The following is a 15,280-nucleotide window of genomic DNA, read 5'->3' on the forward strand; positions in this document are numbered from 1 at the left end:
CTACGCCTCCGCCTTCTCGCTGCTGCACTGTGCCGCCGTCTCGCTGCTGCACTCGCCGTCGACCTGCGGCGCACCGACGTGAATGTTGGCCGGCACGGGCGCCGGCTTCTCGAGGTAGTCGGCCCACTCGTTGAGCAGGTGCCGCTGGTTGTACTCGCCGTAGCCGACGTGCGCGACGCCCGGACCACAGAACTCGTCCTCGGTCAGGGGCTGCACCACCGGGCTGTCGTCGTGCAGCATGCCCATACGACCGTTGAGCAGCAGTCGGCGGGCCATCGACCCACCGGCGGTGTTGGTCAGCGAGACCCAGTTCTCGACGTCGTCCTGCTCGAACATGCCGCTGCTGCCGAAGCACATCAGGTAGGCCTTGTAGGAAAGCTTCTTGAACTCCTCCGGGGCCTCCTTGTCGACGACGAACCAGGACAGGACCTCGGTCTCGTCGGCGCTGATCGGCTGCCACTGGCGGATCGAGATGAAGGGCAGGACGTCGTCGCCCTCGGCGACCTTCGGCCAGTTGTGGACCAGGCTGATGTTCGGGAAGACCGAGGCAGCCGAGATCATGAAGCCGTCGCGTCCGATGACGTCGATCTGCTCCTGGGACCACTGCCCCTTCATCCGCTCGACCATCTCGTCGGGGTAGCCGACGTAGTTCATCTTCTCTTCGAAGGTGCCGGGGGGCAGCTTGTACGTGGTACCGCCGCCCTTGCCGGCCCAGTACGTGTTGCCGTCCTTGCGCTTCTCGGCCTTCGGCTCACGGAACAGGCCGATCTCCACGACGCTCGTGTGGGTCTGGGGCGTGTGGTACATGTCGCCGGCGAAGTTCTCGGCGCCGATCTTCCAGTTGGCCTTGACCCGCCAGCGCTGCGGCCCGCGGACCTCGACGCCACTGGCGCTCTGCTTGGTGTAGTAGTCGAGGTAGAACTTGAAGTCGCCGAGGAAGTCCTCGAGCGGCTCGGCGTCCGCGTCCATGGACACGAAGATCAGGCCGTTGTAGATGCCCAGGCTGGGGGCGGGCAGCAGCCGCTGGCCCTTGCGCGCGAAGCCCTCCTCGCCGCCGTAGGCCTCCTTGTGGAACGGCATGCCGACGATGCGGCCGTCGTTCTTGTAGGACCAGCCGTGGTACGGGCAGCGGAAGTGCGAGGCGTTGCCCTGCTCGGCGCGGCACACCTGCATGCCGCGGTGCAGGCACATGTTGAACATCGCGTGGATCTCGCCGGACTGGTCACGGCTGACGATGAACGAGTTGTCCATGACCCGGCGCACGACGTAGTCGCCGATCTGCGGCAGCTCCGACTCGTGGGCGACGAACATCCACGCCCGGCTGAACAAGCGCTCCTTCTCCGCCTCGAAGACCTCGGCGTCGTTGTAGATGTGTGCGGGGAGCATGCCCCGCCGGACGTTGGCGAGGACGTCGGCCGCGTCGCGCATGGGACCTCACTTCGAAAGGAGTTCAATGTTTCTGTATTACAGAAATAGATTCTGCATGCTGGTCTCGGCTGAGTCAACCACTTCCCAGCGGCGAGCCCCGGAATCCACGCAATGCGGAGCAGCTTGCGAGCCCCGCACGGCGGCGAGATCCCGGATGTGCCGATCACGTGAGGGGCCGCGCTCAGAAGGAGGACAGCATCAGAACAGTGTTCGATGGACGCCATGGCCGAAGCCGTCAATGACAGGCCGGTCGGCGGGATGGGAAGGGATGGCGGCAGCGTTCCACGCTTACTCAACGTCATCCACAGCGCGCGCCCAGGACAGTTCGATCCCGAGCATCAGCACGTGCGCGAACGGCGGGAACCGCATACCCGCCATCGGAAGTAGTGGAGCGATCGAGGGCCGTTGCCGGTACACCACGGACTCCACCGCAATGGCCACGTAGATTGCGGGCCAGAATTCTTGCCGGAGAACCTCACCGTGGCGCAAGGTGCACCGCGCGGCGACGGACACGCCGTCCGCGAGGCCGGACTCGACATACCGCAGGGCATGGCGGCGCGTGGGGGCAGGACGCCTGCAGGTTGCCGACCCGACTAGTTGATCAATCTCCCGCCGTCGACTACCGCAGCGGGTTGTTGCCATCGCCGAAGCCCACGGCGACTCACAGGGGCAACGCCGGCCCGGTCCGCGCGGGGCGCCACGCGGACCGGGGACGGGATCACTTGGCCAGCAGGCCCTTCGCGATGTGGGTCACCTGGATCTCGTTGCTGCCGGCGTAAATCATGAGCGACTTGGCGTCACGCGCCAGCTGCTCCACCTTGTACTCGGCCATGTAGCCGTTGCCACCGAACAGCTGCACAGCCTCCATCGCAACCTCGGTGGCCGCGCGCGACGAGTACAGCTTCATCGCCGACGCCTCCGCGAGGGTCACCTTGTTGCCGGCCGCGGTGCGCTCGATCGCGTTGAACACCATGTTCTGCACGTTGAGGCGGGCGACCTCCATCTCGGCCAGCTTGAGCTGGATGAGCTGGAACTGCGCGATCTCCTTGCCCCACAGCTTGCGGTTCTTGGCGTAGTCGATGGACAGCCGCTGGCACTCGTTGATGATGCCGAGCGCGATCGACGCGATACCGATGCGCTCGGCCGCGAACGACTCCTTCGCACTCTCCTTGCCGTCGCCCTTCGCCGGGGTCTCGGTCTCGCCGAGCAGGCGGTCCTTGGTGATGCGGACGTTGTCGAAGAACAACTCGCCGGTGGGCGAGGAGTTCATGCCCATCTTCTTGAACGGCGGGCTCTGCGTGAAGCCCTCCATCCCCTTGTCGAGGACGAAGCCGAGGACCTTGCGGTCGCGGCGGTCGACGGAGGCGTCGCCCTCGTCGAGCTTGGCGTAGACGATCGTGACATCGGCGTAGGGGCCATTGGTAATGAAGGTCTTCTGGCCGTTGAGGATGTAGTCGTCCCCGTCGCGGCGGACGTACGACTTCATGCCACCGAATGCGTCCGAGCCCGAGTCGGGCTCGGTGATGGCCCACGCGCCTACCTTCTCCATCGTGACGAGGCCGGGCAGCCAGCGCTTCTTCTGCGCGAGAGTGCCGCGGCTACGGAGGGTGCCGGCGGCGAGGCCGACGCTCACGCCCAGCGACGTGACCAGACCCAGGCTCACACCCGCGATCTCGCTGTTGAGGATGACGCCCATGCTGCCGGCGCCGCTGAAGCCGCCCGACTTCTCACCGGACTCGGGCAGCGTCTCGCCGCGCTCGCGCGCCTCCTCCTTCGCGAAGGACTTCTCGAGCGCCTCGGTCGCCATCTCGTCCATCCCGAAGGTGGAGTACAGCTTGCGAATGATGTCGAACGGGGGCAGCTCACCGCTCTCGAGCTTGTCGACGTGTGGCTTGACCTCCTTGTCGATGAAGCCACGCAGGGCGTCGCGGAACATCAGGTCGGTATCGGACCACTCGTACATGTGAACTCCAGTCGGTGCGTATCGAAGAGCCGGGCAGCAGCAGGTGGGACCGCCCGTGGCGGCCGTCACACCCGAATATAGAACAGGTTCTCGTTGCGTGAGCCGCCCGCTCCCAGTGCGGGGATTTAGTTAGTGCACGACTTAATCGTGTATTATTCATCGTCATGACGACGACCATCGAGCAGGACATCGACTGGGGCGACACGGACCCGCTGGCCCTGGACCGCCAGGTGTGCTTCGCGCTCGCGGTGGCCAACCGTGCGGTACTCGCCGTCTACCGCCCCCTCCTCGAGCCCATGGGACTGACACACCCGCAGTACCTCGTGATGCTCGCGCTGTGGGGCGACGCACCGATGTCCGTCAAGGAGATCGGGCAGGCCCTGCAACTCGACTCACCGACGCTCTCGCCGCTACTGAAGCGACTCGAGTCGAGCGGGCTGATCACCCGCACCCGCAGCAGCGCCGACGAACGACAGCTCATCGTCGAGCTCACCGACGCCGGCAAGGCCCTGCGCGCTCGTGCCGAACTGATTCCCGGCGCGGTGGTCCAGCGCCTGGGCGTCAGCCTCGCCGAACTCGAGGAACTCCACTCCGTCCTCACCCGCGTCAACGCCGCCGCCCTGCGCGCCGGCGCGCTGCACGAGTGAACCGCCCCTTCCAGACAGGTACAGGTACACAGGACATGTCCAGCAACACCACTTCGAAGGTCAAGCGGCCCAACCCGTTCCAGTGGGTCGCGTATGCGTGCGGCCGCAGGCTCCCCGACTCGATGCAGGACTGGGTCCGCAACGACCTGATCGGCGACTGGGCGGTGCCGCGGCACATGGTGCGCAGCATGGTGCCGTTCATCCCCATCTTCGCCGCGTTCTTCCTGTTCCCCGGTCCGCTGTGGCTGCGCGGTTCGATGGTGCTGCTCGGAGTGTTCCTGGCGCTGTTCTTCGCGGCTGCCTACATGGAGCAGAACCGTCGTCGGCGCCTCGAGAAGCACGGACTGCCGGCCGACCTGGAGAATCCGAGGAAGGTCGCCCGTTACAACGCCGAGAAGGCCGCGTACGAGAAGGCGCACCCGCACACGTTCTAGGCGTTCCCTCCCCGCGCACGTCGGGCGTCGAGGGCCGAGCCGAGCGTCATGATGCCCTCGTAGCAGCCGGGGTCGATGCCGGCGAGGTCCCGGATCCGGCCCAGCCGGTTGTTGACGGTGTTGGGATGCACCCCGAGGGCGTGCGCGGTCCGGGCCCGATCGAGATCGTGGTGAAGGTAGGCGTCCAGGGTCTCCAACAGCTCGGGGTACGGATCGAGCGGCAGCAGCCGGTCCGCCAGGTACTGCTGCCCGGCGGTGGGCCGGGACAGCTGGAACGGCAACGCCAGATCCTTCAGCTGGTACACGCCGGGTCCACGACCCATACGCGACACCAGCTCGAGGAGTTCACGGGCCAGTCCCCCCGATGCTTCCAAGCCCCCGCGCCCGGCGGGCTCGGTCACCGCCGCCGTCACCGGGGCGGCAGCGGTGTTCGACACTGCCGCCGCCAGTTCGACGGCCACGCGGTACCAGTCGGCGTCCGCGGCGGCCTTGCGAGGCACCAGAAGCGTCGCGCCGTCCACCTCGAGGATCGCGAGGATCGGCGGCGGCCCCCAGCCATCGATCACGCGCCGGGTCCGCGACTGATCGGACCATCGGCCGGGCGGATCCGGCGGTGGGCCACCACGCCTGATCACGAGGACCGAATACTCGTCCGCCAACTCGATCCCGCACCAGCGGGCGGTGGGGTCGGCATCCTGCCCGGCCAGCAGCAGACGCGCGAGCAATTCCTTCGACGGCTGCTCGTCCCCCTCCAGTGCGATCCGCTCACTCTCGTAGGACTCGACGACGGCCCGCGTGACGACCTCCTGCAGGCGCAGCACCGCGGCCGCGATGTCGACCAGCGCCGCGGCCCGCTCCCCCGCCGCAGCGACACGGCACTCGTCGAGCAGGATGCGGCCGAAGCGGTGCCAGCTGTGGAGCACCGCGGACAACGACGCGCCGTCGGCCGCGGCCTGCACCGCGCCCTCCCGGACCGGCCGTAGCTCGTCCGCCGTGAATATCCGGTTCTCCCGGATTGCCCGGGCCGCCAGCGCGAAGAATCGACGGGTGCTGCGCTGCAACAGTTCCGGATGTCGCGAAGCGGGAACAACGGGTCGGTCACCCTGTTCGAGTGCAACGAACCTGACGTCCAATCTGTCCAGGATCGCGATCACCGCGGCGTCGGGCGCATATCGCGTCAGCTCGCCCTCGGACGGCATGCCCGGAACGATACGCCGCACCCGCGCCGACCGCGGCAGATCGGACGGGCCGGTCCGGATGCCACACCTGAAGGCCGACGCTCCGGCAGCCGCAGCCACCGAAACTCGTTCGAAGACGTGCCTCAGTGCCCTGATCGCTACCGCGAATGCCGCGCCCGGTCGAGCATGGCGAGGTAGGTGTCGAGCTGGGCCGCGCCGGTGAGAAGGTTACGACTGCGCGCGGTCAGCCGGTCCTGCCAGGAGTCGAGGAAGGCGCTCAACGCGGCCGCACCGCCGGCCTCGCGCAGTGACGCGATGAACTGAGCGACCTGAGGCAGCAGATACCCGCCTCGGCGCAGCTGTCGTGCGATCTCGGCGTCGCGCACACAGTCCGGCCCGTAGTGGCGATAGCCCGTTGCGCGGTCGCGTTCGGGGCGCAGGATGCCGTGGGTCTCCCAGGTGCGCAGCGTCGCCGGATGCACGCCGAGCCGGCGTGCGAGTTCACCCACGGTCAGCGGTGAGCCGTGGGCAGGGGCCGGCGTCGTGACGGACAGGCCGCCCAGCGCCGCCTCGACCTCGGTGCGGGTATCGCGTTCGGCAAGCAGCGCGCCGTGCGCGGCGTCGATGAGCCGGTAGACGGACTCCGTGTCACCACGGTTGGTCGCGCGCATGATGCCCATCGCCTGCTGATGCCCGTGGCCGCCGCGCAACGCGAGGAAGGCGCGTAGAGCCTGCGCATGCAGGGGCGTGTAGCGCCGATACCCGGCCTCGCTGCGCTCGGTCGGCGGGAGGACGCCCGCGTCGTCGTAGTTGCGGATCGCCTGGGCGGACAACCCGTGTTCCCGGGCGAGATCGATGGGTCGCAGTGTGTACCTCCGTTTGAGGCTTTGAGCTCTCGGTGCCAGGGAAAACTTGGGAAAGTTTCACCCGATTCTTCAGCGATAGCGTCGAGGGTAGTTCTTTCCGGAAGGAGTATTCATGTCCACAGCCACATCGCTCCTCGCCATCGGCCGCGAAGTCGACGACGCGGAGAGCCTGGGCCGCGCCGTCGACGAACTGCTCGCCTCGCGGGCCGAGCCGCCGACCCTGCTCGCTCTCGGCGAGCCCACACACGGGATCGAGTCGTTCCCGTTGCTGCGCAACGAAATCCTCCGTCATCTCGTCGAACGGGGATACCGGTCGATCGTGTTGGAGACCGATTTCTTTGCCGCGGCCGCTGTCGACGACTACGTGACCGGAGGCCCGGCAGAGCTGGACACGGTGCTCGCGACTGGGTTCAGCCACGGGTTCGGCGCGGTGCCGGGGAACCGCGAACTCGTCGAATGGCTCCGCGAGCACAACGCCGGCCGCGCACCGCAGGATCAGGTTCGCTTCCACGGCTTCGATGCGCCGTTGGAGTTCTCCGGCGCACCGAGCCCGCGACGTGCACTGTCCTCGGCCGTCGAGTACCTACCGGGCGCACTGCGGCCCGAATCGGTCCGTGACCTCGACGCCCTGCTCGGCGAGGACACGGATTGGACCAATCCGGCGGCCATGTTCGACGCGGCAGCGTCCATCGGCGATTCCGACCGCGCTCGCGCGCTGCGCATCGTCGCCGACGACGTCGCCAGCGCGCTGCACCGCGCGGCACCCGGCCTGCGTCGCGCCGACCCGGCCGGCTACGACCACACCGTCGCGCACGCGCGCACCGCCCAGGGCCTGCTGCGGTATCACGCGGCCATGGCTCGCCCCGCGGACGACCGCATCGCGATCCTGCTCAGCCTGCGTGCGGAGATGATGGCCGAGAACCTGCTCGCGCTCGTCGCCCAGGAGCGGCACCGCGGGCCGAGCCTGGTGTTCGCGCACAACGCGCTCCTGCAGCGTGCGCAGTCCGACATGCCAGTCGATGAAGACAACGTGAACTCTTGCAGCGCAGGAGCACTCGTAGCACTCACCCTCGGCGAACGCTACATGTTCCTGGCGACCGACGGCAGTCCCCACAGCGATCCGGAAACCCTGCAGGGCGCACTGGCCGAGGCGACCACGCGGCGCGCCCTCTTCCCGGCACCAGCCCTGCGCGCCACGCTTCCGGCAGCGATCGACACCGGCGAACCGATCGTGCCCGGGCACATCCCGCTCAGCCCGGCAGACACGGACGGCGCCGATGCGGTCATCTTCATCGCCGACACCGACGGAAAACAGCATCGGTACTGGTAGCCAGTACCGATGACCGATGCCGAAGCGGATGCACAGCGGCCGGCATGGAACTACTGGCGGGAAGGAGGAGCATTCGCGTGCCCTCACGCCGGGTGTCTTGCGTCAACTATTTGGCAGTCTCCCTCGCATGCTTCCGTTAGCGCGGCGCGCTCGCTCCCAAATCCCGTCGGCGACTTGACCCGACTGAACTCTCGGTGACCATCACTCTGTGGAAGATTGGGCTCATGCAAGGACACCGCCCTGCACTCATGGAAGCCGCTGCCCGATTCGCGGAGACGATTCCGTCCAGCTAGCCATTCTCGACAATCCGGCGAGACTCGCCATCACGAACGGAGCCCCGGTCCGATTCCGTCGGTCCGAACCATGCTTCAGTCGAGCACCGTGATCACGCACAAACGAGTCGAAAGTCCACTAGGCACGGATAGGTCGAGGCCAGCCACCGCAGGGTCTCGAACGGCAACGGCAAGAACCAGAAGGTGTCACCCATCGTCGAAGCTCCTCACGTGCAGGGCCAGCCCCTCAGCCAGCAGGGCGTTCTCCACGGCCCACTGACGCACCTCCGGGGAAAACAGAATGGCTGGCATCAGCCACACGAACCACGGCCAATCTCCGCCCATGTCGATCACCTCGTCAGTGTGGCGATGCCCCACAGCCAGAGCTGGTGGAGCGCGTCATACAGCCGGGGCGGCATTGTGGCGACGCCGGTCACCGGATCACTCCGATGGACAGGAGCCAGGAGACGGCCGCCCAGTGCAGCGGGTCGAACGGACCCAGAAACCGGGATCCAGCATGGTTCACCTCTTGGTCGAGCGAAGGATCAATTGCACCGGCCCCCGAGAGAGCACGGCAGCACGCTGATCAACCACAGGCGCGTGTCGTCGGACAGGAAAGGTATGAACCAGATCCATGTATCCAAGGGGATCAATGCCTTTCGTTTCGGATCAGACGGTCCAGTCGTCCAGACAAGTCGCGAGATCCCAGAGCTGGCACGGCGTGACCGCGCGTAGCCCTTTCCCGCCACGCCGGGGGGCCAGTCCATCGTCCACGACCACAACTGCAGGTTGAGCACGATCATCCCCTTCGATACCTAGCGGCAATCTCCCGCCAGGGCGTCCCGAACCGGCGGGGCCATCGCCTACGGAACGTCGACGGTTGCGAAGCCCGGTGTGGTCGTGCCGGGTGCGGGTATCACGGTGACGACGACCTGCCCGGTCCCGGTCGGCAGGATTGCCGCCGGGTAGCCGTACTGGGCGACCGACATCCGGGCGGAGCCGGCAGCTCCGCTCGACAGGTTCAGCCAGTGCACGTCGCCCAGGATTTGGCAGTGACCAGCCCCAGGCTCGCCGGTCACCTCGCGACCGCCTTCCGTCGGGCCGGTGATCGTCACCGTCCCAGGCTGCTCCCCGACCACGGCCTCACAGCGGACCCGGGGAGCGTCGAAGCTGCCGTTCGGGTTCCCGAACGGCGCCGGGTTGATCTGGAACGGAACGGTGACCGCGGCGGAGGCGGCGGCCGCCGGCGCCAGGACCGAACCCGCCACAATCGCAGCACACGCAACCGATCGGCGAACGAAGTCGATCATGGCAACCTCCAAGAACAGTCGCTGTCGTTCCCATGCCAGATCAGACCGAGGTTGTAGAGCAGGAAGACGAGCGGCATCAATGGGCCATAAAAAGCGAAATCCATTCCGAAGTTCATTCAATTCACCTCCCGCTCAGGGGCAGTACCCGCCCAACCAGCATGGGGCGTGCTGTGTAAGCCACTGTTGCCACTCAGGAGGGACTGGCCAGAACAGGAACCAGTTGTCCATCGTCGAGCACCTCCAGTCTCAAGCAGCAGTTGTCCCGCCCGCGCGATCACCCCTCAGAGCGGATTCCACCAACCAACGAAGAGATTCCACTCGTACAACCCTGGCCAGCCCGAGTCCATCGGATTCGAGTAGTACAAATCTGGAAGTAGACCAATCACGACCGCCCCGTGCAGATACTTGGTGGGGCGTGTCATGTTACCTGGTCAGGGCATCAAAAGGCCCCCAAGCCCGAAATCCGTGCACTCGCTTCAGTGCGCGGCACGATCGACGAACACGTCCTCAACGACGACCGGGACGGATCAGCTCTCATCCGACCTCGGAGGCACCCCACGTCCGACGCGTATCCCGCGTCGATCACTTCCGGACCGGATGGGCACTGCTCCAACACGACCGCCACACCCGACAACGCCGGATTGATCCGGACGCGTAGGGCCGTTCGGCGGGGAGTGTCAGATTTCCGGTGGATCCGGTTCTGGCGCATCGGTTTAGTTCTCACTCGGGGTGATGCGGCCTTCGAACGTGATCGCGAAGGCGTTCAGGGCCGGCTTCCACCTCGCTGCCCATCGTGCTCTTCCCTTCCCCGTCGGGTCCAGGGCCCGGGTCGCCAGATACAGGCACTTGATCGCGGCTTGCTCGTTGGGGAAGTGCCCTCGAGCCCGGATCGCCCGCCGGTATCTCGCGTTGATGCTCTCGATCGCGTTGGTACTACATATGACTCGCCTGATCTCGGGGTCGTAGTCGAGGAAAGGCACGAACTCACTCCACGCGCTGCGCCACAGCTTGACGATCGCGGGATATCGCGGACCCCATTTTCCGGCGAACTCGTTGACCTGCCCCAGGGTTTCTTACCCATTTCGGTGTGAAGATCGAGCCCTGCTGAGAGGCTGCGATCCATGCCCCGACCGTATCCGCCGGAGTTCCGCTTCCGGGCCGTCGCACTCGTCCGCGCCGGCAAACCGATCACCACCGCTGCCACGGAGCTCGGCATCAGCGCCGGCGCGTTGCACAACTGGGTCCGCCAAGACCAGATCGACCGCGGCGAGCGCCCCGGGATCGCAACCCACGAGAGCGCAGAGCTGGCGAAAGCCAACAAGCGCATCCGGCAACTCGAGGCCGAGGTCGAGATCCTCCGTAAGGCAGCGAAGCTCCTCGGGGAGGACCGCCCCACCCCAAAAGGGTTCACCCGGTGATCGATTCGCTCATCGACGCCGTACACCCGGTCAAGGTCTGTTGCCGTCTGCTCGGGGTCAGCAGCCCCGGTTACTACATGTACAAGACCCGCCCGATGTCACCGACGCGGATGCGCCGCCAGTGGCTCACCGGCTTGATCAAGGAGGTACACGACGCCTCGCGCCAGACCTACGGATCCCGGCGCGTGCACGCCGAACTGACCCGTGGCATGGGCATCGTGGTCAGCGAAAACCTGGTCGCCGAGCTGATGAGGCTCACCGGCATCGCCGGCCTACCCGGTCCGGCCAAGATCAAGCGCTTGAAGGGCGTCGCGACAGCTGACGATCTCGTGCATCGGAAGTTCCACCGCTTGTCGCCAAATGAGTTGTGGGTCACCGACATCACTGAGCATCCCACGCGCGAGAGCAAGGCGCACTGCTGCGCGGTGATGGACACCTTCTCCCGCAAGATCGTCGGCTGGTCGATCGACAACTGCCAGGACTCCACCCTGGTCGTCAATGCGCTCGGCATGGCCATCAAGAACCGCACACCTCCACCCGGCGGGATCGTGCACGCCGACCACGGGGTCCAATTCACCTCGTGGGCTTTCACAAACAAGATCCGCTCCGCCGGTCTGATGCCCTCGTTCGGCACCATCGGCGATGGATACGACAACGCGATGATGGAATCGTTCTGGTCGTCGATGCAGATCGAACTCCTTCAACCGGAAGAAATGGCGCACTCGGCTCGATCTGGCGAACGCGATCTTCGACTCCATCGAGATCTTCTACAACCGACAACGGCGGCACTCGCAGCTCGATTATGTGTCGCCGATCGAGTACGAACTATGCTTCGAGAACCCGTCCATCCCCGCCTGATCTTCACACTGCCGGGGGTAACGAACCTTGGGGCAGGTCAACGAGTCAACCGAAGTGGGGGCAGTCCCCCTCGACGACACCCACGATTAGGTGTGCTCGCGGCAGGGATCCGAACACACCCACAAGCCCCAACGCAATTGTTTATGCAATTTCATTCACAATTCTGTATGCCAAATAATTGGTGGACCCGCACGGGGCGAAAAGGCATTCCACACCCATATCCCCATGGGGGCGGGGCGGTATTCCTCGGCAATTCGGCCGATCGGCAAGGCGACCCGCTCCCTCCCTTTCCCTCTCTGCTTCAGAAAATCGCGTTGACCTGCGCGGTTAGGGGGTTGATCTGCGGTTTTGCTCAAAACCTCGTCAAGATCCTGTCGAAACAGGGGCTAACTGGGTGGTTCCGAACCGTTCCCAACGGCCGGATTCGGCGACGAATATTCGGGCGGCTCGGCCAATTATTTGGACCTTCCGTTCGGCCGGGGTCTAGCCTGGCATGACAGGGTCGGGACCGACGGACACCCGGAGGCACATCCCTGGTGGCTGGATGTGGGGACTCCCATTGCCGTGGGAGTGGCGGCGCACGATCTGGGCCGTGATCCTGTGTGACCTCGGCGGACACTGTCCGGCCAGTTGCTGGCCAGGTCGTCTACGTGCTCTACCTACTCGGTGTGAAGATCAACTGACACGGAACAACAGCGGGCCATCGGCGGACACTGCCCCTGATTGGAGGTGATCGAGATGGGAGCAACGGCTTGGGCCTTTTGGGGAAACCTCGCACCGCTCGCCTACGTTCTTTCGTTACTCGGCGTGCCGGTCGAATGACACCAGAACGACAGCGGGCCAGTCGTTCCAGCGCGCTCTGGCTGCTCGGCATCCCAACCGCACTGAAAGATCGGAGTTGAACGACGATGGGCGACACCTTCTGGTTCCTCCCGTTTCCAGATGAGACCCTGCGATGGCTGGCCGCGACGTATCCGTGCCTGGTCGATTTCCGGCGCAGTTGCTTCCCTGGGTAGAGCAGGATCGCGGCCGTGAACCCGTGCGACCTCGGCGGACACTGCCCCAAGAAGGAGACGGTCGACAATGGACTTCCCGCCGATCTGGTGGCTCATGCCCTACGGCTTTGTGCCTGATCCGATTCGAAACTGGGTCTTGGAGAACGCACCGTGCTGGCTGGGTGGTTGGTGCCCCTGAGATCGAAGGATGACAAGCGGGCCAGCACTCGAATCAGTGCTGGCCTGCTGTCGTGTGATCGGTCGTGGGCTACCCCTGTTTCGATCGGGGTCGCCCCCGTCGAAGGCGGCGAACGCCCGCACCTGTCACTACACGTGAACGCCCGCGACCTCGCCCGCACCGAGCCGAACACTGACGACCACGCCGACACAGGCAGCAGCACGCCCGCCGATCACGCGGACATGTTGGGAGACAAGGACGTCGCCTGGATGCCGTGGATGGGGCCGCTCACCATCGCAACCGCCCGCCGCATCGCCTGCGACTGCACCCTCACCCCGATCGTCATGAAGGACGGGGTACCACTCGACCTCGGCCGCACCACCCGCACCGTGTCGAAGAAACAACGCCGAGCCCTCGCCGCCCGCGACAACGGCTGCGCCTTCCCCGGCTGCGGAGAACCACCCGCCCACTGCGAAGGCCACCACGTCAAACACTGGGCCGACGGCGGACCCACCGACCTCGACAACCTCGTACTCCTGTGCCGCTACCACCACCGACTGCTCCACCACTCGCACTGGCAAGTCGAGATCGGCACCGACCGCCACCCGTGGTTCACCCCACCGAGTTCGGTCGACCCCTACAAGAAGCCGATACCAGCGCACAATCGCGCAGGACCACTCGCCGCGTAGGAGCGGGAGAGACGTTCTAGTCCTCTGTGTCCGCGAGCCGACGCCGCAGGTGCTCGCGCTCGGGTTCGGTCCCGGCCAGTTCGAGGGCGCGGCGGTACGCCTCGGCGGCCTCCTCGCGTCGTCCGACCCGGGCCAGCAGTTCCGCGCGCGCCGCGGCGTACGGATGGTGGTCGCGCAGACGCGGTTCGTCGGCCAGATCGTCGAGCAGCGCGAGACCCGCCTCCGGCCCGTCCCGCATCGCGACCGCCACTGCCCGGTTGAGCGCGACGACCGGAGACGGAATGAGCGCGAGCAACACGTCGTAGAGCCCCACGATCTGCGGCCAGTCGGTGCTCGCGACATCAGCGGCCTCGTCGTGCAGCGCGGCGATCGCGGCCTGCACGCCGTACGGTCCGGGCCGTCCCCCGGTGAGAGACACCAACACCAGGGCGCTGCCTTCCTCGATCATCACGCGATCCCACCGGTCACGGTCCTGATCTTCGAGCAGCACCTGCGCACCGCCGGGCCCCGTGCGGGCGTCGCGACGGGCGTGGGTCAGCAGCATCAGCGCGAGGAGACCGGACACCTCACGCTGGTCCGGCATCAGCCGGTGCAGGATCCGCGTCAGGCGGATCGCCTCGTCTGCGACGTCGACACGCTGCAGGTTCTCCCCGGCGCTGGCGGCGTAGCCCTCGGTGAAGATCGAGTACAGGACCTGCAGGACACCCGGAAGGCGCTGCGGCAGCTCGTCGGCGCCGGGAACCCGGAACGGGATCCGTGCCTGCCGAATCTTCTTCTTGGCCCGAACGATCCGCTGCGCCATGGTGGCGGTGGGGACGAGGAACGCCCGCGCAACCTCACCGGTGGTGAGCCCGGCGAGGCACCGCAGGGTCAGGGCCGTCCGATCCTCGGCCGGCAGCGCCGGGTGCGCGCACGTGAAGAACAGTTGCAGCCGGTCGTCGGGAAGTTCGCTGCCGACGTCCGGCGGTGGCGTGGAAGCTGCGCGATCCGCCTCGACCTGGAGGACCGCGACACGGGCGGCGAGCGCCTGGTCGCGCCGCAACCGGTCGACGGCCTTGCGCCGCGCCGTCGTCAACAGCCAGGCACCGGGCTTGGACGGCACCCCGTCCACCGGCCAGTGCCGCAGCGCCGACTCGATCGCGTCGGAAGTGACCTCCTCCGCCAGGTCGAGATCACCGAATCGGCTCACCAGCGCGGCGAGCAGGCGGCCGCGTTCCTCCCGGAAGACCGCCTCGACGGACGCGTCCGCGCCGGAGGCCTCCTGGTCGGCCCCGCGGCCACCTGCCTGCCCGTCCATCGACGGTCAGTTCCCGAAGTCGGCGATCGGACGCACCACGATCCGGCCGCCGCCGCGCGAGCCCGGGCAGCGTGCCGCCCAGTCGAGCGCGACGTCGAGGTCCGGCACGTCGATCACGTAGAAGCCGCCCAGGACCTCCCGTGTTTCCGCGAACGGGCCGTCGGTGGTGATCGTGCGGTCGCCGCCCCGCCCCACCTGCACGCTCGTCGCGGTGGTGAGATCGGCCAACGACTCCCCCGAGACGAAGATGCCGGCGTCCTTGACCTCCTTGTCGTAGACCATCCAGTCCTCGGGGGTGCAGCCGGCGGCACCGGCGTCGGCGGATTCGGCGTTGATCAGCAGCAGGTACTTCATGGTTGTGGCTCCTTCGTTTCGAGGCGGGTTGAATGCCGTACACCGTGACGACGAACGGACCGC

At 66.5% G+C, this 15,280-nt stretch carries 11 protein-coding genes and 3 pseudogenes; 5 read left to right on the forward strand and 9 right to left on the reverse strand.

Going from position 1 to position 15,280, the window contains the following annotated elements; genetic code table 11:
- Window positions 1-1,428 carry an aromatic ring-hydroxylating dioxygenase subunit alpha gene (locus DEU38_RS14145; RefSeq protein WP_114722053.1) on the reverse strand — a complete coding sequence of 476 codons (1,428 nt, stop codon included), beginning with the start codon at window positions 1,426-1,428 and terminating at the stop codon, window positions 1-3.
- 718 nt (window positions 1,429-2,146) lie between these two features.
- Window positions 2,147-3,391, reverse strand: a complete 1,245-nt coding sequence (locus DEU38_RS14155) for an acyl-CoA dehydrogenase family protein (protein ID WP_114722055.1) — start codon at window positions 3,389-3,391, stop codon at window positions 2,147-2,149.
- 164 nt (window positions 3,392-3,555) lie between these two features.
- Here DEU38_RS14155 and DEU38_RS14160 point away from each other — a divergent pair, with 164 nt between their 5' ends.
- Together DEU38_RS14160 and DEU38_RS14165 are read left to right on the forward strand one after the other, a co-directional pair.
- Complete coding sequence (locus DEU38_RS14160) at window positions 3,556-4,038, forward strand: MarR family winged helix-turn-helix transcriptional regulator (protein ID WP_114722056.1); 483 nt, start codon at window positions 3,556-3,558, stop codon at window positions 4,036-4,038.
- Window positions 4,039-4,073: 35 nt separating this feature from the next.
- On the forward strand, window positions 4,074-4,472 hold the full coding sequence (locus DEU38_RS14165) for a DUF5313 family protein (protein WP_114722057.1): 399 nt from the start codon (window positions 4,074-4,076) through the stop codon (window positions 4,470-4,472).
- Here the strand turns inward: DEU38_RS14165 and DEU38_RS14170 are convergent.
- Together DEU38_RS14170 and DEU38_RS14175 are read right to left on the reverse strand one after the other, a co-directional pair.
- Window positions 4,469-5,671, reverse strand: a complete 1,203-nt coding sequence (locus DEU38_RS14170; protein ID WP_114722156.1) for a CdaR family transcriptional regulator — start codon at window positions 5,669-5,671, stop codon at window positions 4,469-4,471. The genes DEU38_RS14165 and DEU38_RS14170 overlap by 4 nt on opposite strands.
- A gap of 137 nt (window positions 5,672-5,808) precedes the next feature.
- Window positions 5,809-6,516, reverse strand: coding sequence for a MerR family transcriptional regulator (locus DEU38_RS14175; RefSeq protein ID WP_114722058.1), 708 nt, complete (start codon window positions 6,514-6,516; stop codon window positions 5,809-5,811).
- A gap of 112 nt (window positions 6,517-6,628) precedes the next feature.
- On the opposite strand from DEU38_RS14175, the gene DEU38_RS14180 reads away from it, so the two are divergent.
- Window positions 6,629-7,846, forward strand: a complete 1,218-nt coding sequence (locus DEU38_RS14180) for an erythromycin esterase family protein (RefSeq protein WP_114722059.1) — start codon at window positions 6,629-6,631, stop codon at window positions 7,844-7,846.
- Window positions 7,847-8,325: 479 nt separating this feature from the next.
- Here the strand turns inward: DEU38_RS14180 and DEU38_RS28475 are convergent, their stop codons facing one another.
- The 3 genes and pseudogenes from DEU38_RS28475 to DEU38_RS14190 form a co-directional block, all read right to left on the reverse strand.
- Entirely contained in the window at window positions 8,326-8,472 is a 147-nt protein-coding gene (locus tag DEU38_RS28475) for a hypothetical protein (RefSeq protein WP_174913513.1), read from the reverse strand.
- Between the two features lie 509 nt (window positions 8,473-8,981).
- Window positions 8,982-9,428, reverse strand: coding sequence for a hypothetical protein (locus DEU38_RS14185; RefSeq protein ID WP_181818780.1), 447 nt, complete (start codon window positions 9,426-9,428; stop codon window positions 8,982-8,984).
- 713 nt (window positions 9,429-10,141) lie between these two features.
- A pseudogene (locus DEU38_RS14190) lies at window positions 10,142-10,480 on the reverse strand (transposase); the annotation flags it as partial.
- Between the two features lie 69 nt (window positions 10,481-10,549).
- Between DEU38_RS14190 and DEU38_RS14195 the strand changes: the two are divergent.
- Together DEU38_RS14195 and DEU38_RS14200 are read left to right on the forward strand one after the other, a co-directional pair.
- Window positions 10,550-11,704 (forward strand): annotated as a pseudogene (locus tag DEU38_RS14195) (IS3 family transposase).
- 1,280 nt (window positions 11,705-12,984) lie between these two features.
- Window positions 12,985-13,566, forward strand: a pseudogene (locus DEU38_RS14200) (HNH endonuclease); the annotation flags it as partial.
- Window positions 13,567-13,582: 16 nt separating this feature from the next.
- On the opposite strand, the gene DEU38_RS14205 reads toward DEU38_RS14200, so the two are convergent.
- Both DEU38_RS14205 and DEU38_RS14210 read right to left on the reverse strand, forming a co-directional pair.
- Complete coding sequence (locus tag DEU38_RS14205) at window positions 13,583-14,863, reverse strand: RNA polymerase sigma factor (RefSeq protein ID WP_114722060.1); 1,281 nt, start codon at window positions 14,861-14,863, stop codon at window positions 13,583-13,585.
- Between the two features lie 6 nt (window positions 14,864-14,869).
- The gene (locus DEU38_RS14210; RefSeq protein ID WP_114722061.1) at window positions 14,870-15,217 is read right to left on the reverse strand and encodes a YciI family protein; all 348 of its coding nucleotides are present in this window, start codon (window positions 15,215-15,217) and stop codon (window positions 14,870-14,872) included.
- Window positions 15,218-15,280 lie beyond the last annotated feature (63 nt).

It is taken from the genome of Rhodococcus sp. AG1013, from assembly GCF_003350365.1.
Classification (GTDB): domain Bacteria; phylum Actinomycetota; class Actinomycetes; order Mycobacteriales; family Mycobacteriaceae; genus Prescottella.